The sequence below is a fragment of the Actinomycetota bacterium genome (assembly GCA_040881665.1).
Classification (GTDB): domain Bacteria; phylum Actinomycetota; class UBA4738; order UBA4738; family HRBIN12; genus JBBDWR01.
Genome location: JBBECT010000007.1, coordinates 149,943 through 174,335 on the forward strand (window position 1 = coordinate 149,943; position 24,393 = coordinate 174,335).

The window sequence follows — 24,393 nt, forward strand, 5'->3', positions numbered from 1 at the left end:
GCTAGGCGGCCTCGACGTCGACGATCGCCATCATCCCGTGGTCCTCGTGGAACAGGATGTGGCAGTGGAACACGAACTTCCCGTCGAAGTCCTCGAAGGGGATCCGGATCACGACCTCTCCCCCGATCGGTAACACGACGGTGTCCTGCCGGCCCTTCGCGTCGTAGGGCTTCCCGTCCACGCTCATCACCTGGAAGTCGTTCACGTGTATATGGAACGGATGCTGCTCGGTTGAGTTGTTCGTGAGCGTCCACTCCTCGACGGTTCCCAGCGTGGGTGTGGCATCGATCCGGTGGTGGTTGTAGGCCTTGCCGTTGATCAGGAACTCGAGCGGCTTGGGTTGGATCGTGAAGTCGAACGACCGCTCCTGGGCGATCTCCGCTCCCTCGAGGTCCTCGAACGGCGCCATCTGCTCCGGGATCGGAGCCGGATCGCCGCCGCCACTGACGGCCACCATCGCGAGCGTCTCCTCGGGGAACACCTGGAACCCCTGGTCGTAGGTGCGGGTGATCAGCTCGGTCACACCGGTGTCGCCACCCTGCACGAGGACGTCGAAGCGCTTCCCCGGTGGGAGCACGAGCGAGTCCGCAGGCCAGACTTCGGCGACCGGCCAGGCGTCCTCGGCGATCACGTGCAACGTGTGACCTCTCAGCTTGACGTCGAACCAGGTGTCGGCGGAGATGTTCGCGAGGCGCCACAGCTGCGTCTCTCCCTCTCGGATCGAGACCTCGGGCCGAAGCTGACCGTTCACGACCAGGTGCTGTCGCTTGGGCGCGGCGGCGGGGATCTCCATACCGTCGGAACCTTCCGCGAAACCGACCTGCTTGAACGCGAACACACGCTGCTCAACGTCCGCCAGCACCTCGGGGAGCAGCTCGGCCAACCCGTCGACGATCATGATCCCCGACATCCCCCGATACACCTGTTCGTCCGAGATGCCGTGCATGTGCGAGTGGTACCAGAAGGTGCCCGGCTCATGATCCGCGGGGATGTCGAGCCGGTAGTGGGCCGTCGTTCCCGGCTCGACGACACGGAACACGTTGTCGGACTCGCCCTTCGGCGAGACATGGAGGCCGTGGAAGTGTAGGTTCACCCGCTGGTCGGTGTCGTTCACGAGGTCGAGCTCCACCGTGTCGCCGGGAGCGAACCGCAGGGTCGGCATCGTCCAACTCTCGTTCACTGCGAGAGCGGTCACCGATTCCCCGGCCACGTCGACCAGGGTCTGCTCAAGGGTCAGGGTGGCCGACAGCGTTCCATCGGCGCTCACGAGCTCCGGCGGGGTCGCGAGCGGTTCTCCCTCCGAGGTCGCGGTGATCGGGGCCGTCGCGGCCGGCGACGGGGCCTGCGAGGACGGTGAGGCGCCGTCGTCACCCTCCCCGCCGTCACTCGTGCACGACGCGGCGAGCAGCACCATCGCCCAGGCCACCACGAACCAGCGCATCCTTCGTCGCGTCACGATCCCCCCGAGCCGCCCGTCGGAAGGAGTCTGCCCGGCGCGGGGGACCGGTACAACGACCTCGGGCGCTGCGAATCAGCCCGCCGGGTCCTCCACGCCCTCGACCCCGAGCCCCTCGTCCGGGCCGCGCATCCGATCGGGCTCGCGGATCCCGGCGAGGGGCACGAAGCCCACCACCGCGACGAGCGCGCCGGCGACCAAGGTCTGCCCGTACCCGAGGGCTGCCGCGACTCCCCCGAGCGTCGCGGCGCCGACCCCGTAGGACAGGTCGAAGAACGCCGTGAACGTTCCGACCACGGATCCGCGCTCGGATGCGGGCGCGGCCCCGACGGCCAGCGACATCAGCGCGGGAAACGCCAGCCCCTGTCCGACCGCGAACATCGCCGTTCCCGTGAACAGACCCGCCGGGGTCTGCCACAGACCCATGACCGCGAGACCCACCGCGTTCGCGGCGAGTGCGAGCTGGGCGCACCGGACGAAGCCGAGCCGGTCCGGCAGGCGGGCTCCGACGCTGCGGATCAGGAGCACGATCACCGCGAATTCGACGAAGACGAGCTGCGAGCCCGACAGACCGAGCGAGCGTGCGTACAGGGCCGCGAACGCGCTGAACCCCGCGAACCCCCAGATGCTCGCGACCAGGACCAGACCGGGACGAACGGCAGCGGGGTTCACGATCCGTGAACGCGGCGGATCGGCGACGATCGCCGTACGCGTGTCGGGCACCGCGATCGCCAGCAGGACCGCGACCGCGCCGGCGGTCGCGGACACCAGCCAGACGGCGTCGAAGCTCACCCGGTCGAGGACGAACTCGCCGAGAACGGGACCGACGGCGAGCGCTCCGTACAGCGCGAGGGAGAACAGGCTCACCGCTTCCCCCCGGCGTTCGTCGGGAGCAAGGTCGTTGATCGCGGCAGCAGCCCCGACGAAGAAACACGCCTCGGCGACCCCTGCCAGCAGACGGAACGCGACGACGAACGCGAGCGACCCCGCGACGACGTACCCGGCGGACGAGGCGGCCGCCAGCGCTCCCCCGGCGAGCAGCAGCACGCGGCGGCCGCGCGTGTCGCCGATCCGTCCCATGAACGGTCGAAGGACCAGGGAGGTGATCGCGAAGGCTCCGACGGCCAGCCCCACCGCCGCCGGGCCCCCTCCCAGCGGTCCACGGACGTACAGCGGCAGCGTGGGCAACAGGACCCCGATCGCCACGAAGTAGGCGAACGTGGAGAACGTGACGAGGACGAAGACCGGGGTGACGAGCGTCGGGCGGGGCGCGCCGGACGGGGCGGCGGCGTGCGGGGCGCGGGACATGTCCCCCATCACACCACCGAGGAGTACGAGCGGCACTCCGGGCTGGCGTGGTGGATCAGTTCGAGGCGCCGACCACGTGACCGATCCAGTCCTCGTGGGCGATCGCGTCGAGGACCGCGGTCGCCAGGTCCGCACGGGTGAGACCCTTGCCCGGCGCCTTCGCGTCGACCTCGGTGCGCACCCGGCCCGACGGAGGATCGTCGGTCAGGAACATCGGCGCGAGGACGGTCCAGTCCAGGTCCGATGTGGCCCGCAGGAGGGCGACGTTGCGCCGATGCTCGTCTGCCACGATCCCGAACGGCGGCGAGACCGGACGGTCGTGGAACACGCTCGTGTTGACGGTCAGGACCAACCGGCGCGGGCCGTGAGCACGCATCGCCTCGATGATCGTGTGGGTGGCCTCGGACAGCTCCGTGGTGGGCTCGGTCCCCTCCCGGATCGCCAACACCGAGACGACGGCGTCGGCCCCCTCGAGGGCCGCCCGCACATGCTCGGGATCGCGGGCGTCGCCGGTCACGACGCGGACCGCCTGATCGAAGGCAGGATCGGGGGTTCGGCGGACGAACGCGGTGACGTCGAAGCCTCGCGCGAGCGCATCGTCGACGACCAGGCGCCCGGTCCTTCCCGTCGCACCGAAGATCGCTACACGCATCGCATCAGCGGAAGATCAGCAGCGCGAGACCTGCGAGCGCGGCGATCACCAGGACCCCACCCACGACCAACACGGCGACCCGCCCCGCACCGGAACCCTCCATGCGATCGACGGGAACCCCGATGTCGCGCATCACCATGTGGCGCTCCTCCCGCTGGGACCGTCGGATGTCCTCTTCGGATCCGACCTTCGGGAGGTGCTTGACCGGACCGCCCTTGCGGCTCTTCCTCTTCTTGCCTCCGCTTCCCATGCGGCAGAGCCTACACCGGCCGGAACCGGATCCGGACGATCGACGATGTCAGGCAGCGTCGATGACGTCCGGACGCGGTTGCTCGACACGCAGCGCGACGTTCAGCACCTCGCGGATGTCCTCGGCGATGTGGAAGGTCATCTCGTCACGGACCTGCTCGGGGACGTCCTCGATGTCGCCTTCGTTCCGCTTGGGCAGGACGACCTCGCGCAGCCCCGCTCGGTGTGCCGCGAGCACCTTCTGCTTGACCCCACCGATCGGTAGGACGCGGCCCTGCAGCGTGACCTCACCGGTCATCCCCACGATCGGACGCACGGGGCGCTGGGTGAGCAGGCTGACGAGCGCCGTCGTCATCGTCACGCCGGCCGATGGGCCGTCCTTGGGAACGGCACCCGCGGGCACGTGCAGGTGGTAGCGCCCGTCGAGCGTCGCCGGGTCGATCCCCAGTTCCGCGGCGTGCGAGCGCACGTACGACAGCGCGATCTGGGCCGATTCCTTCATCACGTCGCCAAGCTGCCCCGTCAGCGTCAGCGCGTTAACGCTCCCGCCGCCGGAACCGCTGGCGCCCGCGTCGTCGATCCGCATGGCCTCGATGAACAGCACGTCGCCGCCGATCCCGGTGACGGCCAGGCCGGTCGCCACGCCGGGAACCGCCGTTCGGTCTGCGGCCTCGAAGAAGAACCGTTGCCGCCCGAGGTAGGTGCGCACGTCGGGCGCGCCGATCCGGACCGGCGATGTCACGTCGTCGCCCGCGAGCTTGGTCGCGATCTTCCGCAGCAGCTTGCCGAGCTCGCGCTCGAGACCGCGAACCCCCGCTTCGCGCGTGTAGTCCGAGACGACGACCCGCAGCGCCTCGTCATCGACCTCGACCTCTCCGGGCCGCAGGCCGGTGCGCTCGAGCTGGCGCTCGAGCAGGTGATCGCGGGCGATCCCGACCTTCTCCTCCTCGGTGTAGCCGTCGAGGCGCAGCACCTCCATGCGATCCAGCAGCGGACCGGGGATCGTCTCCGCGACGTTGCCGGTCGCGATGAACAGCACCTCCGACAGGTCGAGATCCACGTCGAGGTAGTGATCACGGAATGTGTGGTTCTGAGCGGGGTCGAGCACCTCGAGCAACGCGCTCGAGGGGTCGCCGCGCCAGTCGGCACCCACCTTGTCGATCTCGTCGAGCATCATCACCGGGTTCTTCGTGCCGGCGTCCTTCAGGGCGCGCACGATCCGTCCCGGCAGCGCGCCGACGTAGGTGCGACGGTGACCGCGGATCTCGGCCTCGTCGTGGATACCGCCGAGCGCAACGCGCACGAACCTCCGGCCGAGGGCGCGGGCGACCGACTCCCCGAGGCTCGTCTTCCCCACGCCGGGAGGTCCCACCAGGGTCAGGATCGCCCCGGAGCCTCGCCCGGTCGCGGCACCCAAACCGCGATCGGCACGCAGCTTCCGGACGGCCAGGTACTCCAGGATCCGATCCTTCACGTCGTCCAGGCCGGTGTGATCCTCGTCGAGGATCCGCTTCGCCTCGGCGATGTCGAGGGTGTCGTCGGTACGCTCATCCCAGGGAAGCTCGGTGATCCAGTCGAGCCAGGTTCGGATCCAGCCGTATTCGGGCGACTGCTCGGAGGTGCGTTCGAGTCGGGAGAGCTCGCGTTCGGCCTCCGTGGCCGCCTCCTCGGGCATCCCGGAGTCGGCGATCTTGCCCCGGTAGGTTTCGACGACGTCCTCCTCGGAGTCCTCCCCGAGCTCCTTGCGGATCGCGCTCATCTGCTCCCGCAACAGGAACTCGCGCTGCCGCTTCTCCATCCCCTCGGTGACGTCGGTGCGGATCTTCTCCTTCAGCTCGACGTCGGCGAGTGTCGACTTGGACAACTCGAGGACGAACGCGAGGCGCTCCTCGAGGTCGATCGTCTCGAGCACGCGAACCTTCTGCTCGAACGACAGATCGGGCGAGTAGCCACTCGTGTCGGCGATCGCGCCCGGATCGTCCGCGATCTGGCGCAGGAACTCCACGACTTGCGGCACACCCCGCGCTTCCACGATGTTCTCGAGCACCGCACGGTACTCGCGGGCAAGTTCTCGGGCGCGCTCGCTGGGCTCGGACACCTCGACCTCGTCGACCTGCACCCAGGTCGCCTCGCCGGTTCCGGGAACGCCGACGCCCAAGGTGGCACGGGCGGTTCCGCGGATCACGAGCGCCTCGAGTCCGGAGTTCAGCGTGCCAACGTCCTCCAGGGTCGCCACGGTGCCGACGCGGGCGTACCCGGAGTCGGTCCGCGGCACGAGCAGGAGCCTCCCGTCCCCGGACTGGGCGGCGGCAACCGCGGTTCGGGCTTCATCGGATTCGACCGTCAGGGTCACGACCATCCCAGGCAGCACGACGCCGGTGGTCAGCGGGAGCAAGGGAAGGACATCGGTGGTCTGGAGTTCGGTCATCTCGAACCTCGATTCGGCGTTCCGGTGACGTGCACGACCGGTCGGGCCGCACGTCCATCGAAACGCTCGCTCAGGCGTGGGTATTCCTGTAATGACGATTACGCACCTCAGCTGCCCGCTGACTTCAGCGAGGCCGGATGCCTTCCGATGGAACGAGGGACGACGGTGACGGAGGGAAGTGATGGACGGCACGAGCTGCGGTTCCTGCGGAGCGACGAACCCGCCCGGAGCGACGTTCTGCTGGCAGTGCTACGTGCCGACCGCGGCCCCCGCCCGTGCGCCCGTGGGGCCGGCCGGCTTCGCCGGAGGCTCCGGGATCGGAGCTCCCGCCCTCACCCCTCGGATGCTCGAGAACCCCACGTCGGCCCCGACGCCCGCGCCCGCCGGGCGCCGGATCTCCGTCGGCCGGGTGCTGGTGTGGCTCCTGGTGCTCGGCGTCGTGGCCTTCGGGGCGTGGCTGATCTACATCAACGTCCTCCGCGGGGCGCCGGAACTACCGATGCAGGTCGGATCGATGGTGCGCATGACCGACCTGGAAGGGTCGCCGTTGATCCGACCGCTCGGGGAACGTCTGCGCGAGGAGTGGACCCCGAGGTCGACCTTCGGGATCTACGGCGCGTCCGGCGGGACCGTTCCCACCTACATCGCGATCGTCGGCACGGGGATCAACCCGTCGCTCCGAGAACACATCGACAGCCTCGCCATCGAGGGGGTCTCGCAGACCGATCTCGACGGCTTCGCGTTCTCCCGGGAGGGGGACATCGAGATCGCATGCGGCCGGGTCGAGGGGCAGACCTTCGCCACCGCCTGCGTCGCGAAGGACGGCCTCAACCTGTCGATGGTCGGCTCGCCGAGCGCGACGACCGAGGACGCGCGCCTGTTCACCGTGCAGATGATGCAGGGCGTCGGTTGACCCGTCGCCTACACCAGCTTCCACGCCGATCTCCCCGGTCTCGCCCCGCGGTACGGTGGCCGGATGAACCCGGTCGGTGAACAACGGGATCCCCACGACCCCGTGCGGGTCGCCACCTACCTCGCACCGCACGTCCTCCCGGTGTATCGGCTCGCGGCCGAACGGATCGGCGAGGCGATCGGCGTCGAGGCGGAGCTCGTCGTGGGCACCGATCCGGAGGACCTGGCCGGCGGTGTACAGCACGCCGCGTTCCTGTGCTCGCCGCCGGCGCTCGCACTCGCCGATCGCGATCCCGCAGCCGTGGAGATCCTCGCGGCGCCGGTCTTGACGGGCAAGCGGTACGGGGACCGGCCCGTGCACTACTCCGACCTGATCGTTCGCGCCGGCGACCCCGCCCGGTCCTTCGCGGATCTGCGTGGGTGGAGCTGGGCCTTCAACGAGGAGGCCTCGCACTCCGGTTACGGGATCATGCTCGCGACCCTCGCCCAGCGAGGGGTGGGCCGGGACTTCTTCGGTCGGATCGAACGAACCGGGTCGCACGCTCGGTCCCTGCGCCGGGTCGCCTCCGGTGAGGTCGACAGCGCGGCGATCGACGCGCAGGTGCTCGAGCTGGAGTTGGCGAACGATCCGGAGCTCGGCGCGCGGATCCGCGTGCTCGAGGCGCTCGGTCCATCACCGATCCAGCCCGTGGTCGCCTCGACCTCACTCACGATCGACGACCGTGCCCGGATCCGGCACGCCCTCGTGGATCTCGGCCGGGATCCCGCCGACCGGGCCGTGCTGCGATCCTGTCTTATCGAGCGGTTCGTGCCTGTGTCCTCCGAGGACTACGCGCCGATCCGCAGGATGCGAGCCGCGGTGGAGGCGGCGGGACTCGACCCGGTTTCCGCTTCCCCGGGCACAGAGGGTGGGCCGGGCGACGCAGGACCCATCCCCCGCCGCCGGGGGACCGGAAAGAAAGGGTGACAAGAAGCTCAAGTTCGGGCTCCCTCCCCGCCGATACCTGATCCATACCGGGTTCCGGGTACCGCCCCGTACCGGATCCGGGAGCACCGCACCAACTGCCGCAGGGCTCGGAGCGACCGCCCGCTCCGAACCGGCTGAGGGGGGCGACGGCGACGGGACCCTTTCCACCGAGCGGGTCCCGCCGCCGCTCCCACCCGTCAGCGGTAGTAGCGGTCCGTCGCCATCGCCCGCCAGGCCTTCTCCGCGGACGAGGAGCTGTAGACCCACCAGTTGCAGTCCGAGTCGGAGTTGTAATACAGGAGCGCCTCCAGACCCTTCCAGCGGTCGCTCTTGAACGTCTTCCGAGCGTTCGCGATCCATTCCGCCTTCGAAGGACGTCCCGGGACGCTCTCGGTGGTTCCCCACTCGGCGACGATGAGCTTCTTGCCCCTGCGCCGGGCCCAGTCGTAGCTCGGACGGATGATCTCGCCCATCCATCGCCACTTGCGGTCGGCCTCGCACTTGTCCCAGTTGTAGCCGGTGACGGCGACCCGGTCGACGAAGTCCTTGCCCGGGTAGTACTTGGCCGCGTGGCCGTTCTCCAGGCCCCAGGCGGTCACGGTCCAACTCCAGTACACCTTGTCGGCCGCACCCTCCTGGCGGAAGATCTTGTGGATCCGCCACCAGGCACGCTTGAACTCCTCGGCGTTCCCGTTGTGCTGCTTGGAGACTGCCCCCTCGCACTCGTGGTTGAAGCACAGGTACATCCGCTTCGTCGCGTCCGATCCCTTGGCGGCCATCCGCCGGTAGAAATCGAGCACCCCTCGCGCGCGGTGTCGGATCCGGTCGTCGTGGTGGCCCTGGGCGATCCTGCTCCACGGGATGTATCTCGTGCGGCCCCCGGAGCTTTCGACCGCGTTCCACGACAGGAACAGCTTTCGTCCCCGTCGCCCGTCGTTGGTCGGCGATGCGCTCCACCGGTCGTAGTCGGTGGGCCAGGGATGATCCCATTGGTAGAAGATCCGATGCATCCCGAGCCTGCGGCCGGTGCGGTCCTCGAGGGTAGTGACCGAGTTCCGATACGTGGACCACGCCTTCTCCCGGTGGACCGGGTAACGCCTGTCGCCGGGCCACGGACCGGCGTACGCCCCGAGGATGATCTTGCCGTCCCTCGGGTATGCATCTGCGATCTCCGCCGTGGGGCCGAGATCGGTCAGGAGCCGGGCCGCGGTCAGACCGGCTGCGCCCGCGCCGAGACGGCGGAACGCTTCACGTCGGGTGATCCCCTGCTCGTCGGGCATGATTCCAACCTCCCCTCCCCGGGAGCGTCGGAGGGCAGCGTCGAGCTACGCGGAACTCCCGGGGACGCGCCGGATACTAGACGCACGATCGGACAGGAACAACGACCCAGGTCACAGCCCGGCTCGGCGGTGGGCACGGCCTCGCGGCCCGCGACAGGCACCGATCCGTGCCTGTTCGGGGAGGTTCTCGGATCGATGTTCCGGATCGGGGCTCATCCGAGACGATCGAGGGCCTCGGTCAGCGGCCGGGCGCCGATCCGGTCGACGATCGCACGCGCCCCGTCCACCGCGATCCGGCGATCGGAGACCAGGCCGAGTGCGCCGAAGCATCGCGCGCGCGCGAGGAGAGCGTGGCCGACCTCCGGTGGCACCCCGTAGGCGTCCCACCCCTCGGCGACCTCACCGAACGCGGCGGCCGCCTCCTCCAGCCGGCCCTGGGCCTCGCGCACGGCGGCGCGGGCGGTCCGCACCACGAGATCTCCCCGCCAAGCTCGTCGCTCGAGCCCTCCTTCGAGCATCGGCTCGACCGCATCGAGCAGGTCCAGCGCGATCGCCGAGCGCACGGCATCGGGGAGGAAGATCATCCGCACACCGGGCTGGGCCTCGGTCGCGGCGGCGAACCCGCGCAGATGCGCGGACGCGTGCGTTCGATCTCCCCGCGCGAGCTCCAACTGCGCCGCCGCGAGGTGCGCGGGAGCCTCGTATTCGGGGAGCTCGAGGCGACGAGCCCTCGGCACGGCGTCATCGATCAGACCGGCGGCGTCGTCGATCTCCCCGCGGGCCAGCCGGATCCGGGCCGCGTAGAGCTCGACGAGGACACCGATGTTCGCGTCGCGTCCCGCCGACGAGGCGGCGACGTCGTCGGCGAGCTCGAGCGCCTCGTCCCACTCCCCCAGGTCGTAGAGCGCCGCGACGCGGCCGCCCGTGGCCCAGATACGCCGCGTCGTGAACCCTCGCGGACCCGCGAAGGCCTCCATCTCGGTCCACTCGGCGAGCGCCGGCCGCGGTCCCTCTCGGAACCAGAGCTCGTAGGCGTAGTTGTTGTGGGCGATCGAGGTCTCCTCCGACAGGCCGTGGGCCTGCCCGAGCCGGATCGCCTCGCGGAGGTCGTCCAGGCCGCCGGCGTCTCCCTCGGCGCTGCGTGCGGCACCGCGATACTGGAGGGGAAGGACGGCCTCGTCCTCGAGCTCCAGATCATGCGCGAGCGTGACCCCCTTGTCCGCCCACGCCCGGGTCGCCGGCTCGTCGCCGGCCACCCACAGCGTTCCCGCGTAGTGGGCGTACGCCCGGACGAGCTCCCGTCCGGGCGGCTGCCCCTCGAGGAGGGAGATCGCCTCGTCCAGGACGGCGAGTACTTGTTCGGAACCCTCCTGCAGGCTCATCGTCCGGGCGAGGGCCACCATCGTGTCCGCACGACCGAGGATGTCGCCGGCTTCGGCATAGGTCTCGATCGCCTCGCGGTAGCGCACCACCCCCTCCCCCAGATGTCCGAGCGCCGTCGCGGCCTGGCCGGCGGCGGCGAGCACCTCGGCGCGCGAGGGATGTCCGGGCGGTAGCAGCTCCAGCGCCCGGGAGATCGCACGTTCGGCCCGGGCGGCGTCGAGCTCTCGAGAGCGCTGGCCGACGAGCAGGAACGCGAGGGCGGCGCGTTCGTTCAGCCCCGGATCCACCTGTCCGGGGTCCGCGAGCGAGAGCGCTTCCCCGTAGTGGTAAGCGAGCTGCTCGGCCAGGTCCGAGCGCCGATCGTCCGCGAGCTGTTCGAGCCACGCCGCAGCGGCCCGATGCTTCTCGGCCCGCGCCCGCCGCGGGATCTGCCCGTACGTCACGACCTGCACGAGCTCGTGCCAGAACGCGTACTCGGACTCGTCCCGGACGCTCGAGGTGCGCGCATGCCGGATCAGTTCGCGGCGGGAGAGGTCGACGAAGGCCTCCTCGACGGACGCGACGGGCACCACCGCCATCGATGCCACCGCTCCCGACCAGAACACCTTGCCGAGCACGGCCGCGTCGTGGAGCAGCACCTTCCGCTCCGGCGGGAGCACATCCAGCCGCGCCGCGATCAGTCCCTGGATCGTCGGCGGCACGACCACCTCGGCATCTCCCACGCCGCTGGTGGTGTCGGGAGTCAGCAGCCCCCGGTCCGACAGCATCCGAACGAACTCCTCCGCGTACAGCGGGTTGCCTCCGCACTGCTGCAGGATCTCGCGATGGGTCTCGGGATCGAGCACCCGTTCGTCGAGGAGCGCCGAGAGCAGCTGCGAGGTCTCCGCCCCCGTGAGCGGCGACAGCGAGATCGTGAGCGAGTTCCGCTTGCCTCCGCCCCAGCCCGGGTGGCGATCGAACAGCTCCGGCCGGCTCGCGCACAACAAGAGCAGCGGGACGCCGGCCGTCCAGTCGACGAGTTCGTTCACGAACTCGAGCAACGAGGCATCCGCCCAATGCAGGTCCTCGATCACGAGCACGGTCGGACCGTCGATCGCGAGGGCCTCGAGGTAGCGCCTCCATGCCGCGAACAGCTCCGACCTCGGGAGCGATCGCTGTTCCTCTCCGAGGCCCGCGAGCGGTGCCAGGCGGGGAACGAGCCAGTCGGCCTCCTGCTCGGCGACGCCGATCGCGCCGACGGCGGCGCGCAATCTCACGACGGCCTCCGCCGGGGAGTCGTCATCGAGGATCCCGGCTTCGGACTTCACGATCTCCCCGAGCGCCCAGAAGCTGACGCCCTCCCCCTGCGGGCCGTACGGCAGACACCGTCCCTGCCGCCAGCGCACGAGTTCGGGAACGGTGTCGAGGTAGGCCGACAACTCGTCGATCAACCGGCTCTTGCCCACGCCCGGCTCGCCGATCACCGTCACGAGCTGAGCCGAGGGTTCGAGCAACGCCCGCCGGTACGCGCCGTTCAGCAACGCACGCTCGTCCGCGCGTCCCACGAACGGTGTCGTCGCGAGCTCACGGACGTCGACGCCGAACCTGGCCCTGGGCATCACCGGACGCCAGCGCGCGAGCGGTTCGGCCTTCCCCTTGACCCGGACGGCGTCGCGGTCCTCGTAGGAGAACCTCGCGCGCGTCGCCCGGTAGGTCGTCTCGCCGACCACGATCTCGCCGGGTTCGGCAGAGGTCTGCAGGCGCGAGGCGATGTTCACCGCGTCGCCGGTCACCCGCTCGCCGACCTGCGGACCCGCACCGAACGCCACGACGACCTCGCCGGTGTTGACCCCGATCCGCAGCCGCAGGTCCACATCCGGACGCTGCTGCTGGAGCTCGGCGGCCGATCGCTGCAGCTTGAGAGCCGCGAGAACCGCGCGCTGCGGGTCGTCCTCGTGCTGCATCGGAGCTCCGAACACCGCGAACACGACGTTGCCGATGAACTTGTCGATCGTCCCGCCGAAGCTCTCGACGTCGGTCATGCAGCGCGCATGGAACGGCTCGAGCGCCGCCTTCAGGGTCTCGGGATCGGTTCCGGCGTCCGGAGCGAGGCCGACCGCCTCCGCGAACAGCACCGTGACGACCTTGCGCTCCTCGGCCTGCCCGGAGGTTCCGAGCGCGGCACCGCACCGGAGACAGAACCGAGCTCGGTCGGGGTTCGGTTCGTGACAGACGGGACAGGCACGCACGCGGGCAGTCTACGTCCGGCCCTGCGGTCGTTCTGCGCCGATCCGGCGCGCGGCGCCGCCCCGACGATGCCGGGAGAGCGCTCTGTCAGACGCCCGGTTTGAAGACCATCAGGCCGATGACAAGCAGCAAGCCGAGCAGCTCGATCCGGGAGACGAGGAAGACCCGTTTCATCATCGCCGTGCCCGAGGCCGAGGTCGGCCCCTCGGCTTCGAACGCCAAGGAGATCTTCTTCGAGGTCGGGCCCAGGTACAGCGAGCCGACCAGGGCCGAGGTCAGCCACAGGACGATCGCGATCGCGATCCACGGCTGCTCGAAGTCGTAGCCGGCGGAGTCGATCACGAGCCACACGCCGGCGAGGAACAGGATGACCGAGGCCGGGATGAAGAGGCGCTGCCCGACGAACTCGATCGACTTGCCCGTCCGAACGATCTCGGACGGATCGGTCGAGCGCTCCGCGCGGATCGCGAGCACCTGAGCGAAGACGGCCCCGCCCACCCAGACCACGGCACAGACGATGTGGATGTAGAGCAGGACGGTGCGAAGCGTGAACATCGTTTCCTCCCGGCGGTGGCGTCGGTTCGTAGCGCGCGCGAGCATACCCGGGGGCGAGGGGGTCAGCGCAGCAATCGGGACATCCGGCGGTCGGCCAGGATCGACCCGTTCGTCTGGCAGGTCGGGCAGTAGGCGATCTCATGGGACTCGTAGCTGACGCGCCGGAGATCGTCGCCGCACCGGGGGCACGGCCGCCCGGCCCTCCCGTGCACGGCGAACCGGTCGCTGAGCTTCGCTGGAAGGCCGCCGGAGCGGGCGCGTTCGGTGGCGAGCGCCGTACCGAGGATCTCGTCGATCGCGGCGAGCAGTCGATCACGCTCCGCGACATCGAGCTTCGCGAGGCTCTGGAACGGTGAGAGGCGAGCGGCGTGCAGGATGTCGTCGGCATACCCGCGGCCGATCCCCGCGACCGTCCGCTGGTCGCGCAGGAACGTATGCAACCGCCGCCGATCGTCGCCGTCGCGCGCGAGCACAGCGAACGCCGGCGTGTCGGGCTCCGGCCCGAGCTTCGCGAGCGGTCCCTCGTCTCCCGGGCCGAGGAGCCACCAGCCCGCCCTGCGCTTGCTCCCGTACTCCTTGATCAGCACCGAAGGCCGGCCGACGAACTCCAATCGCAGGACGGCACCCTTCGGCTTCGTCGACTTGGGAGGATCCTCGACGTCGACACGGCCGCCTTGCGAAAGGTGGATCAGCAACCGGAGATCGCCGAAGGTCCAGACGAGGTACTTGCCGCGGCGCCCGACCGAGTCGAGTCCTCTCCCGACGAGGTCCTCCGGCGCCGGGAGCGCGGTCTTGCGCGCGGAGAACTGCAATGGGGTGATCGCCCGCAGCTCCCCGCCAGCGAGCGCCTCCTCGAGTCGCTCCGCGAGCGCCTGCATCTCGGGAAGTTCCGGCACGTCGTCCACGCTACCGCGGGCGACGCTTTGGCGCGTTGTGCCCGGATCGAGGCTCGCGTACCCTCGCCCGCAGCGATGCAGGACTTCTCAGGTCGACGCGTCCTCGTCACCGGCGGCTCCAGCGGGATCGGCGCTGCCATCGTCCACGCGTTCGCCGCGGCGGGGGCACGCGTCCGCTCGGTCGGGCGCGATGGGCAACGGCTCGAGGCGGTCCGTGCGGCGAGCGCTCATCCCGAGCGAGTCGAGACAGCGGTCGCCGACCTCACCGAGACCACGACCGCGCGCCGGATCGTGCTCGATGCGATCGAGGCCCTCGGTGGGCTCGACGTCCTCGTCAACAACGCCGGGGTCGCGCTGTCGGCACCGGTGCTCGACCTCCCGTGGCAGCAATGGCGGCAGACGATGGCGATCAACCTCGACGCGCCGTTCCTCGCGAGCCAGGTGGCAGCGCGGCACATGGTCGAGCACGGCGGTGGAGCGATCGTGAACATCGCGTCGACGGATTCCTTCTCTGCCGAGGCACCGCAGGCCGACTACAACACCTCCAAGGCCGGGCTCGTGATGCTGACCCGGTCGTTCGCCCTGGAGCTCGGCCATCGCGGTGTGCGCGTGAACGCCGTCGCGCCCGGCGAGACCCTCACCCCGATGATCTCCGAGGAGGTCGAGCGCGAGGACTTCGTCGATCACTACCTGCGGACGATCCCGATGCGTCGATTCGGCCGTCCCGACGAGGTCGCGTCGGTCGTGCTGTTCCTCGCCTCCGACGCCGCTTCGTACGTGACCGGCGAGACGATCGTCGTCGACGGCGGGAGCCTTACCGGCGGGTGGTACGACCCGCGCGACGAGCCTCCTGTGGTGCGACCCGCGCCTTGACCCGGGCGGCCGCCGCGAGCGCGGCGGCGATCTGCGCATCGTCGGCGGAGCGTTCGCCGAACCGATCGCGTTCGAACACCCTCACGACGAGCTCCGCGTCCGAGATCACCTCCGGGGGCGACCCCTGCGCCCGTGTGCGCCGCAGGAACTCCGCCGGCGTCTCGGAGCTCCTCCGACGGCGCACGCCGAAGGCAGACGAGAGCTCCTCGAACGCGCGGGTGGCCGGCGTCGGAGACGGCGCCCGGGGACGTGCCCGAGCGGTTCTCCGTCGCGCGCGCACGATCCCGGCGGCCGCCAGTCCGCCGACGAGCAGGGTCAGCGGCCACCAGCGGGCGGCGATCGCCACACCCGCTGCCGCCGTTCGACCCACGGCCGCCGCCGTGCGCTCGATCGGATCGGGCACGAGGGACGCGAGGAAACGCCCGAGCGCACCGAGTGCTTTCGGCAGCAGGACTCGGTCACCCAGGCTGGTCTCGACCTGCGGCACTCCGAAGGTCGGGTCGTAGGCGACCCACCCGGCGCCCGGGTACAGCACCTCGACCCAGGCGTGCGCGTCGGACGCCTTCACCTCGAAATACCCCGTCAACGTGTTGCGTTCTCCCGGGCCGAAGCCCGTGACGAGCCGTGTCGGGATCCCGACCGCACGGAGCAGGACGGCCATGGACGTCGCGATGTGCTCGCAATAGCCCTCCCGCCGTTCGAACAGGAACGTCTCGATCGGATCCGCTCCCTCGGGCTCGACCGGCACATCCAGGTTGTACTCGGTGTTGGTACGCAGCCAGCGCTCGACCGCGATCACGGCGTCGTAGGGAGTCGCGGCCCCCGCGGTGATCTCCTCGGCGAGCGCCCGCACCCGCGGCGAGAAGTCCGCAGGAAGCTGCGTGTAGGTGGCCAGGGTCTCCGGCGGCCAATCCCCGGGGAGCGACCGGAGCAACGCGGGCGAGGCCTGGGGGGACCGTGAGACCACCGAGTAGATCATCCCTGCGTCCAGGAAGATCGGCGCGCGGACCGATCCGAACCCGTCGACGCGCAACCCTCCGGCCGGGAAGTAGACCTCGGAGGGACGCCACGCGCCGAACACGACATTCGGCTGGCGTGATTGCACGTAGAAGGTCTGCACCACGCGCTCGGTCGGTACGATCGGTTCGTCCACCCACGGGATCTCCTGCGCACCGTCACCGGTGGCCACCGTTCCGGTCGTCTCCCGGTTCGCGATCGACCAGGCCGTGCCGTCGAAGAGGTCGAACGCCTCACCCCGCCACAGGGCCGCCTGCGGCGCCCGCACCTTGAGCACGACTTCGTCGGACAACCGGCCCCGCGACCGCAGATCGACCTGCTCACCGAAGCCCGGATACGCGCTCTCGGAGAAGCTCGGTGCTTGGTCGCCCGTCGACTGGGGGAGCCCCGGGTTCACGACCTGACCCTCGAAGCCGGCGACGCCGGCGGAACCTCCACCCAGACGGAAGGGCGGTGTCACCACGACGGCGCCCGGCAGCCGCGGGGTGAGCAGGAAGGCCGACCCGGCAGCCAGGACGAGCGCGGTGACGCCGAACGCCCCGGTGCGGACCCACGCCGCGGTCGCCGTGCTCCGGGCATGACCGGCGGGCCGGCGCTCCACGCGCGCCCGGTCGAGCGTGTCCGGGCGCGGCGCGGCGGTCAGCACGAGCCACGCCCCCATCAGGAGGACCCACGGGATCAGGAAGAGCGCGAAGGAAGCATCGAGCGAGAGCGAACCCGCCTCGGCCATCAGGATCACGCTCGCGGCGATCGAGAACCCGAGGTCCCGTCGGCGCGGCACGTCGAAGGAGTGGAGCACCTGCACCCAGAGGAACAGGGCTGCAAGGGAGGTCCGCGCATCGTCCACGCTCGGCGCGTAGCGCACGCTCTGCAGGAACGCACCGAAGGCCGCGAGCAGCGCCACCGCGAGCACGACCTTCGTACCGCGGTTCGGCCGGTGCCGCTGGATGTGGGAGAACACGAATCCGAGCGGCGGAAGCACGATCGCCGCGACGCCCGTGAACGCGTCGACCACCCCCTGCGCCAGCACCGCACCCACCGAGATCATGACCACGGCCGCCGCGACGGACCGGATCGCGATCGAGTCTTCGGGTGCGGCCCGGGTTCCCTCCGTTCGCTTCCGGTACCACGCCCGCCACCCCTGTGGTGCGCTCTGTGGTGCGCTCTGTGGTGCGCTCATCCGCCCCACCGATACCGATCCGGGAGCACGTCGGACAGCTCGTCATCCGGCAGCACGCGGAAGGCGTCGACCCCGCTGACGAGCAGCGACTCCGTCAGCCGCGTCGCGTCCGCCGCCCCGAGGATCGGGGCGGTCGGCTCGCCCTCGTAGGCGTCCGCGTCCACGAGTGCCACGGCCAGCCGTTGCGCCCGCGGCGCGAGCCCGCGCAGCGCCGGCGGGAACCGTTCGGCGTCATTGGCCCGCCACGTCGGTGCCGCAACGAGGACCCCGCCCTCGGCGTCGAGCCGCGGAGCGAGCGCGCCGAGCACCTCGGCCAGACCCAGGCCGCCGGACCGCGGGAGATCGGCGAGCCAGCGCAGCACGCGGTGGGGGTCGGCGTCCTCGAGAACCTCGAGCCTGCCGGCGACACCCGCCGCGAGCCGAATCGTTACGCCCGCGCGCATCGCCGCGAGGGCCCACGAAGCCACGATCGAACAACAGCGGTCGAGCGGTGTGTTCTGCAGGCCGCGATCGGCGAGCGTGTCGACGACCAGCACGAGGACCGGCCGCTGCTCCTGCTCGAACTCGCGCACCATGACCGACCCGGTGCGCGCCGTCGACGGCCAGTGGACGTGCCGCATGCTGTCCCCGAACCGGTACTCGCGGATCCCGAGGTACTCGGGACCCGTTCCCCGGCGGGCGCGCGAGTGGAGGGTTCGATCGTGGGCCGGCGCGGGCGCCACGAACGCCGGCGCCGGGAGCTCGGTCCACGCGGGCAGCACGGTCGTCGTGGTCGAGACCTCGATCGTGGCCCGAGCCCGCCCGACCCCGAAGGGCGCGGTCGAGGTCACCGTGACCGAGGAGGTGGTGCAGGTTCCCCGGCGAGCAGGGACCCGCTGCCCGTCGAGGAACACGCGCTCGTTCGGCGCGACCGACCCGACGAGCAATCGCGTCCGGGCGAGGTGATCGTCGTCGACCACCAGGAGCCACGCAACGCCGCGCGAGGCGTTCGTCACTTCCAGCCGAACCTGCGTGGCCACACCCTGTGTCGCCTCCAGAGGAGCGGATCGTGAGATCTCGATGCCGCGCACCATCCATCGCGGGAGCAGCAGCCCTCCGATCGCCGCGCCGAGCAACAGCGCGGAGAGGACGAAGAGCCAGCCGGACTGGATGTTCGTCCCGATCAGGAACAGCAGCAGGGCCCCTCCCACGAGCGCGGTGAAGCGCCTCGTCGGGCGGGGCATCGCTCAGGGCGTCCCGAGCGGAACGGCAACCTGGTCGAGGAGCTGCCGGACGAGCTCCCGCCCGGCCGCGGTGGACTGTCCCTGGGCCTGGGCGACGATCCGGTGCCCGAGCACGGAGGGCGCCAGCGTCTTCACGTCGTCGGGGAGCACGTAGGCCCGGCCCTCGCCGATCGCGTTCGCCTGCGCGGCGCGGGTGAGCATCAGCATCGATCGCGGTGATGCCCCGAGCGCGACCTCGGCATGCGTGCGCGTCGCCTCGACGAGCGCGGCCACGTACTCGATCACGAAGTCGTCCACGTGAACGGACCGCACGGCCTCCTGGTGCGCGAGGATCTCGCCGGGGGTCAGGATCTGCGGCAGCTCCTCGATCGGATGCGAGTGCATCTGCCGCCGCACGATCTCCCGGGCTTGGGTGCGCTCCGGGTAGCCGACCTGCACCGTCATCGTGAACCGGTCCAACTGCCCCTCGGGCAGCGGGTAGGTGCCGTGTTGCTCGATCGGGTTCTCGGTCGCGACGAGCAGGAACGGCAACGGGAGCGGATGCGAGGTGCCCTCGACGGTCACCTGTCGTTCCTCCATCGGTTCCAGCAGCGCGGACTGGGTCCGCGGGGTCGTGCGGTTGATCTCGTCGACGAGGACGACGTTCGCGAACACCGGACCGGCGACGAACTGGAACGCGCCGTGGCGCTGGTCGTACACGGAGATCCCGGTGAGATCCGAGGGCAGCAGGTCAGGGGTGGCCTGGATCCGGCTGAAGCTGCCGCCGATCGATCGGGCGATCGCCCTCGCGAGCATCGTCTTGCCCACGCCGGGAACGCCCTCCAGCAGCAGGTTGCCCTCGGCGAACAGGCACACGGCGGCGGCCCGGACGGCGGGCGTGCTCCCCGCGATCACACGCTCGATGTTGCCGACCAGGCGCTGGAAGGCGGCGGTGGTTTCGTCCAGCGCGATCTCGCTCTGCATAGGGCTCCCGGACAGGTCATCGTCCGGGCACGGACGGGACTTGAACGCGACCCCGGTCAGGCCTTCTTCTTCGCGAGGGCGGAGATCGCCTCGAGGGCGCAGCGATGCGCGAGCGCGGCCGTGACCTCGGCGTTGTCGAACGGCGGGGACACCTCGACGATGTCCATGCCGACGAGGTCGACGGCGCCGACGATCTGACGGACCGCGCGTAACAGCTCGCGGCCGAGCATCCCCCCGGGCTCGGGGGTTCCCGTGCCCGGCGCCATACCGGGGTCGACGACGTCGACGTCGATCGAGAGGTAGACGCAGTCCGGTCCGTCGAGCGCCTCGGCGATCGCATCGGCGATCACGGCCTCGGCGCCGCGTTCCTCGATCTCGACCATCCGGTGCCACCGCATCTCCTGTTCCTGCATCCAGGCGAACGTCTCGGCCTCGGGCCAGTAGCCGCGGAGACCGACCTGGACGAAGTTCTTGCCCGCGATCCAGCCTTCCTCGATCAAACGGCGCATCGGGGTGCCGTGCGATACGAGCGAGCCCCACACCTCGTGCCCGGTGTCGGCGTGGGCGTCGAAGTGCACGACCCCGACCTTGCGCGGATCGCAGGCGCGCGCGATCGCCGCGGCGCTCGGGTAGGTGATCGAGTGATCGCCGCCGAACACGATCGGGATCGCGCCGGTCGACGCGACGCGAAACACCTTCTCGTGGATCACGCGCAGCCCACGGTTCAGCCTCGACGCGACGACCGGGGCGTCGCCCGCGTCGACGACGTTCACCTTGGAGAACACCTCGGTCTCGAGCTGGATCGACCAGAGATCGCCCGAATGGTAGGTCGCCTGCCGGATCGCCCGCGGGCCGAACCGGGCTCCGGGACGGTTCGAGGCGCCGTCGTCGAGCGGGGCGCCGACGATCGCGACCTCCGCACCGCTGGCCGCCAGCGCCTCGTCCGAGTCGCACACGGGCCGCTTCTGGAACGACGTGGACCCGACGTAGCTCGGCAGCTCCTCGTTGGTGAACTCGGTGTACTCGTCGTCGCCGAAGGGTTCCTCACCCTCGTCGATCCGGAACTCCCGATCCCCCACCCGTGTCCTCCTGATACATCGCTGCCGGGACGCCGTGACGGGTGAGGCTACCGCGAACGCGTGCCCGGCACCGAAGTGAGGCAGCCGAACACGAGCATCGCCCCGCACCGGCGACACCGGTGCGGGGCGGCTCGGACCTCGCCCGGGCTAGAGCAGCCCCTTGCCTTGGAGGTACTCCAGCGCGACGTCTTCGACGTCCTCGCGATCATTGTCGACGCTGGCGATCATCTCGATCATCTCGTCGTCCGTGAGCGACGTCGTGACCGGATCCAGCACGCTCGCGAGGTCCGCCGAAGCGACCTCCTGCCGGACCACCGGCACGAAGTTGCCGAGCGCCAGCATCTGCTCGTCGTCCTCGAGGCTGACGTACCCTTTCTCGCTGATGATCGGGGTGAGCGAGAAGAGGACGCCGACCTGGACCTCGCCGCTGTCGATCGCGGCGACGGTCTTCCGTCCGCCGAAGTCGAGCTTCTTGATGTCGGCGAACTCGATCCCGTAGACGTCCTTCAGCCCGGGGGCGCAGAACGGGTTCGTCGGGCAGTCGGGGGGAGCGCCCAGGGTCAGGTCGCCGGCCGAGGGTTGCAGACTGCTGATGTCGGTCAGCGAGTACTGGTCCGCGACATCCTGCGTCGTGACGAAGACGTTCGAGCTGTTCGCCGGAGAGATCGCATAGGTCACGAGCCCCTGCTGTCCGACGACGTCGGCCAGACGCTGCGCGACCTCGTCCGGGGTCCCGCTGGCATCCGCCTTCGGGTCGTAGGTGAGCAGATCGGGTCCCGTGTACTCGGGCTTCAGGTCGATCTCGCCGTTCTCCAGCGCCGTGTTGCCGACGTCGCGGCTCTCGATGTCGAGCTCGCGCGTCACGGTGTAGCCGTCGTTCTCCAGCACCTGCCCGTACATCTCCGCCACGAGCTGGTTCTCGGTGAAGGCGCCTGAGACGCCGACGGTGATCTCGCCCTTGTCGGCGGTGCCGCCGTCACCGGTGTCGCCGTCCCCACCCGACCCGTTGTCGCTGCATGCGGCGACGGTCAGCGCCGTCGCCACGAGGGCCGCCCCGAGGACGAACATGCGGTGCTTCCGCATGGGTATTCCCCCTCCATACGTCGCAACCGGGCGCACACCGCACCCGGTCTCGGACCCGCGAACCCTAGCAGCACCCCCGAGAGAGGTGCCACCCAAGGCATCGGGGGCTCAGGATCGCGCGGGCTCGACCTCGTTCGGCGGGTGTGCGGCGGACGGCGGCTCCACGCGCGAACTCGTTCTGGGCGTCGTGACGCGGACGAACACGGCGAAGACGAGCTCGGTGAGCACCGCGAGGGCGGCGACCAGGATCGCCCCCGCGACCAGCTTGGGGGTGTCCTGCTGTGCGTATCCGTCCACGATGTACCGGCCGAGCGTGCCGCCCCCGATCAGTGCCGACAAGGTCGCGGTGGCCACAACTGTCACCGCCGCGAGCCGCATCCCGGTCATGATCAGCGGCATCGCGAGCGGGGTCTCCAACCGCCACAGCACCTGGGAGCCCCTCATGCCCATCCCGCGGGCGGCCTCCACGGCGTCGAGGTCCACCTGCTGGATGCCGACGTAGGTGTTCACGAGGATCGGGGGGATCGCCAGCAGCGTCAGGGCGACGAACGTCGGAGCGAACCCGAAGGCGAGCTCCGGCCAGGCGCTGACGAACACGAGGTACATCACCGACACGATCGCGAGTGACGGGATCGCCCGCCCAAGGTTCGCGATCTGCACCGCGACGAACCGTCCGCGTCGCGTGTGTCCGACCGCGAGCCCGACCGGGATCGCGATCAGTGGGGCGACCACGAGCGACGCCACGGAGAGCTGGACGTGCTGCCCCAGGCGGGTCCAGATCCCGTCGGGTCCGCTCCAGTGGGCGGGATCCGCGATCCAGCCGAAGCCTTCGACGAGTTCGTTCACGTGGCCGCCGTCCTCTGTTCCGGCGCCTTCGCCCAGGGGGTGACCCATCGCTGGAGCCCGAGGAGGGCCAGGTCTGCGAGAAGGGCGAACGCGACCGTGAGGAACGAGCCCAACAGCAGCGGTGTCCAGAAGTCGGTCTCGAGGCCGTCGAAGATCAGCTGGCCGAACCCGCCGCGCCCGATCAATCCGCCGATCGTCGCGAGTCCGATCGTGCTGACGGTAGCGATCCGCACACCCGCCACGATCACCGGGACGGCGAGCGGCACCTCGATCCTCCACAGCGACTGACGATCGCGATAGCCCATCCCGCGTGCGGCCTCCTTCACGTCGTCGGGCACGGTGTCGAGGCCGGCCACGTTGTTGCGGATCAGGATCAGGAGGTTGTAGCCGGCGAGCGGCAACACGACGGTGGTCAGCGACAAGCCTGTGATCGGGATCAGGAAGGCGATCGCAGCGAGGCTCGGGATCGTGTACAGGATCCCGGTGACCCACGTGATCGGTGCGTAGGTCAGCCGGTGTCGATGGGCGAGCACAGCCAAGGGGAACGCGATCAGGAACGCCAGGCCCACCGACGCGACGACCAGTTGCACGTGCTGGACCGCATCCGCCCCGATCTCGTCGAGATGGTCGACGATCCAGTCCCACCGGATCAACGGCTCCTCGGATTGCGCGAGGATCCACGCCAAGACGGTCACGAGAGGATCTCCTCGGAGATCCGCTCCAGGGTGAGGATCCCTCGATAGCGCTGGCCCTCGGTCGCCACGACGGCCACCTGCGTCCGGCTCGTCACGATCGAATCGAGGGCGGTCCGGAGGGAGTCGCTCGCGGTGACGTACGCGCTGAACCGTCGGGGCCTCGCCTCCGCGACCGTCGCCACGCCATCGAGTGAGGATCCCTCCACCCATCCCAGCAGCTCGGCCCCGTCCACGACGCTGACCCAATCGAACGGCGAGGCGGCGATCACCGCGCGCGCCTGCTCCGCCGTCGCCGTCGGGGCGACGACCGGGCCGTCCTCCACCCTGATGTCGGCGACCTTGATCAGCGCGAGCCGCTTCAATCCTCGCTCCGACCCGAGGAACTCCTCGACGAACGCATCCGCGGGGGTCCGCAGGATCTCCTCGGGGGGCGCGAATTGCTCGAGCACGCCGCCGACGTTCAACAGGGCGACCCGATCCGCCAGCTTGATCGCCTCGTCGATGTCGTGCGTCACGAACACGATCGTCTTGCGGAGCCGACGCTGGATCGCGAGGAACTCGTCCTGCAGCCGGCCTCGGACGATCGGATCGACCGCGGCGAACGGCTCGTCCATCAGCATCACCCCCGGGTCCGCCGCGAGCGCGCGAGCGACGCCGACCCGCTGGCGCTGACCGCCGGACAGCTCACCGGGGTAGCGGGACAGCAGATCCCGATCCAGCTCGAAGAGCTCGGTGAGTTCCTGGACCCGGGAGGACGTGCGGGCCTTGTCCCAGCCGAGCAGGCCGGGCACCGTGGCGATGTTCTGCTCGATCGTGCGATGGGGAAGCAGCCCGACGGTTTGGATCACGTACCCGATGCCCCGCCGCAACGAGACCGGGTCCTGTGTCAGGACGTCGGTCCCCTCGAGGAAGATCTCGCCGGCCGTGGGCTCGATCAGCCGGTTGATCATCTTGAGCGTGGTGGTCTTGCCGCAGCCCGAGGGACCGATCAGCGCCGTGATCTCGCCCGCGCGCAGCTCGAGCGAGAGGTCACCGACCGCATCCCGCTCGGCGTTCGGGAACCGCTTCGTGACGTGCCGGATCGAGATCGCGACGTCGTCGGTCACGCTGCCGGTCCTCCCT

Annotated in this window: 20 protein-coding genes; 3 read left to right on the forward strand and 17 right to left on the reverse strand. The window is 70.1% G+C overall.

What is annotated here, in order from left to right; all coding sequences use genetic code 11:
• Position 1: 1 nt before the first annotated feature.
• The 5 genes from WEF05_10955 to lon all read right to left on the reverse strand — a co-directional run bounded on the left by WEF05_10955 (position 2) and on the right by lon (position 6,093).
• Positions 2-1,441 carry a multicopper oxidase family protein gene (locus WEF05_10955; GenBank protein MEX1102398.1) on the reverse strand — a complete coding sequence of 480 codons (1,440 nt, stop codon included), beginning with the start codon at positions 1,439-1,441 and terminating at the stop codon, positions 2-4.
• A gap of 90 nt (positions 1,442-1,531) precedes the next feature.
• Entirely contained in the window at positions 1,532-2,764 is a 1,233-nt protein-coding gene (locus WEF05_10960) for an MFS transporter (GenBank protein ID MEX1102399.1), read from the reverse strand.
• Positions 2,765-2,819: 55 nt separating this feature from the next.
• Positions 2,820-3,416: an NAD(P)H-binding protein gene (locus tag WEF05_10965; protein ID MEX1102400.1), complete on the reverse strand. Its 597-nt coding sequence runs from the start codon at positions 3,414-3,416 to the stop codon at positions 2,820-2,822.
• Positions 3,417-3,420: 4 nt separating this feature from the next.
• Positions 3,421-3,666, reverse strand: coding sequence for a hypothetical protein (locus WEF05_10970; protein ID MEX1102401.1), 246 nt, complete (start codon positions 3,664-3,666; stop codon positions 3,421-3,423).
• Between the two features lie 48 nt (positions 3,667-3,714).
• Positions 3,715-6,093, reverse strand: a complete 2,379-nt coding sequence (gene lon / locus WEF05_10975) for an endopeptidase La (protein MEX1102402.1) — start codon at positions 6,091-6,093, stop codon at positions 3,715-3,717.
• Between the two features lie 181 nt (positions 6,094-6,274).
• Here lon and WEF05_10980 point away from each other — a divergent pair, with 181 nt between their 5' ends.
• Complete coding sequence (locus tag WEF05_10980) at positions 6,275-7,006, forward strand: hypothetical protein (protein ID MEX1102403.1); 732 nt, start codon at positions 6,275-6,277, stop codon at positions 7,004-7,006.
• Positions 7,007-7,069: 63 nt separating this feature from the next.
• Positions 7,070-7,972 carry a PhnD/SsuA/transferrin family substrate-binding protein gene (locus WEF05_10985; GenBank protein ID MEX1102404.1) on the forward strand — a complete coding sequence of 301 codons (903 nt, stop codon included), beginning with the start codon at positions 7,070-7,072 and terminating at the stop codon, positions 7,970-7,972.
• A 197-nt stretch (positions 7,973-8,169) separates the two neighbouring features.
• On the opposite strand, the gene WEF05_10990 is transcribed toward WEF05_10985, so the two are convergent.
• The 4 genes from WEF05_10990 to WEF05_11005 form a co-directional block, all read right to left on the reverse strand.
• Positions 8,170-9,252, reverse strand: a complete 1,083-nt coding sequence (locus WEF05_10990) for a hypothetical protein (GenBank protein MEX1102405.1) — start codon at positions 9,250-9,252, stop codon at positions 8,170-8,172.
• 212 nt (positions 9,253-9,464) lie between these two features.
• Positions 9,465-12,863, reverse strand: a complete 3,399-nt coding sequence (locus WEF05_10995) for an adenylate/guanylate cyclase domain-containing protein (GenBank protein MEX1102406.1) — start codon at positions 12,861-12,863, stop codon at positions 9,465-9,467.
• 85 nt (positions 12,864-12,948) lie between these two features.
• The gene (locus WEF05_11000; protein MEX1102407.1) at positions 12,949-13,416 is read right to left on the reverse strand and encodes a DUF2269 family protein; all 468 of its coding nucleotides are present in this window, start codon (positions 13,414-13,416) and stop codon (positions 12,949-12,951) included.
• Positions 13,417-13,478: 62 nt separating this feature from the next.
• Entirely contained in the window at positions 13,479-14,312 is an 834-nt protein-coding gene (locus WEF05_11005) for a DNA-formamidopyrimidine glycosylase family protein (GenBank protein ID MEX1102408.1), read from the reverse strand.
• Positions 14,313-14,387: 75 nt separating this feature from the next.
• Between WEF05_11005 and WEF05_11010 the strand changes: the two genes are divergently transcribed.
• Complete coding sequence (locus WEF05_11010; GenBank protein MEX1102409.1) at positions 14,388-15,185, forward strand: SDR family NAD(P)-dependent oxidoreductase; 798 nt, start codon at positions 14,388-14,390, stop codon at positions 15,183-15,185.
• Here WEF05_11010 and WEF05_11015 read toward each other — a convergent pair.
• The 8 genes from WEF05_11015 to WEF05_11050 form a co-directional block, all read right to left on the reverse strand.
• On the reverse strand, positions 15,127-17,382 hold the full coding sequence (locus tag WEF05_11015; protein MEX1102410.1) for a DUF3488 and transglutaminase-like domain-containing protein: 2,256 nt from the start codon (positions 17,380-17,382) through the stop codon (positions 15,127-15,129). The two genes, WEF05_11010 and WEF05_11015, sit on opposite strands and share 59 nt — an antisense overlap.
• On the reverse strand, positions 17,379-18,605 hold the full coding sequence (locus WEF05_11020) for a DUF58 domain-containing protein (GenBank protein ID MEX1102411.1): 1,227 nt from the start codon (positions 18,603-18,605) through the stop codon (positions 17,379-17,381). The genes WEF05_11015 and WEF05_11020 overlap by 4 nt, the downstream gene beginning before the upstream one ends.
• A 3-nt stretch (positions 18,606-18,608) precedes the next feature.
• Entirely contained in the window at positions 18,609-19,568 is a 960-nt protein-coding gene (locus WEF05_11025; GenBank protein ID MEX1102412.1) for a MoxR family ATPase, read from the reverse strand.
• 56 nt (positions 19,569-19,624) lie between these two features.
• Positions 19,625-20,647 (reverse strand): agmatinase, encoded by a 1,023-nt coding sequence (gene speB / locus WEF05_11030; GenBank protein MEX1102413.1) that lies wholly within the window; start codon positions 20,645-20,647, stop codon positions 19,625-19,627.
• A gap of 147 nt (positions 20,648-20,794) precedes the next feature.
• The gene (locus WEF05_11035) at positions 20,795-21,730 is read right to left on the reverse strand and encodes an ABC transporter substrate-binding protein (GenBank protein ID MEX1102414.1); all 936 of its coding nucleotides are present in this window, start codon (positions 21,728-21,730) and stop codon (positions 20,795-20,797) included.
• Between the two features lie 108 nt (positions 21,731-21,838).
• Positions 21,839-22,576, reverse strand: a complete 738-nt coding sequence (locus WEF05_11040) for an ABC transporter permease (GenBank protein ID MEX1102415.1) — start codon at positions 22,574-22,576, stop codon at positions 21,839-21,841.
• Positions 22,573-23,271: an ABC transporter permease gene (locus WEF05_11045; protein MEX1102416.1), complete on the reverse strand. Its 699-nt coding sequence runs from the start codon at positions 23,269-23,271 to the stop codon at positions 22,573-22,575. The genes WEF05_11040 and WEF05_11045 overlap by 4 nt, the downstream gene beginning before the upstream one ends.
• Positions 23,268-24,377 carry an ABC transporter ATP-binding protein gene (locus tag WEF05_11050; protein ID MEX1102417.1) on the reverse strand — a complete coding sequence of 370 codons (1,110 nt, stop codon included), beginning with the start codon at positions 24,375-24,377 and terminating at the stop codon, positions 23,268-23,270. The genes WEF05_11045 and WEF05_11050 overlap by 4 nt, the downstream gene beginning before the upstream one ends.
• Positions 24,378-24,393: the final 16 nt, after the last annotated feature.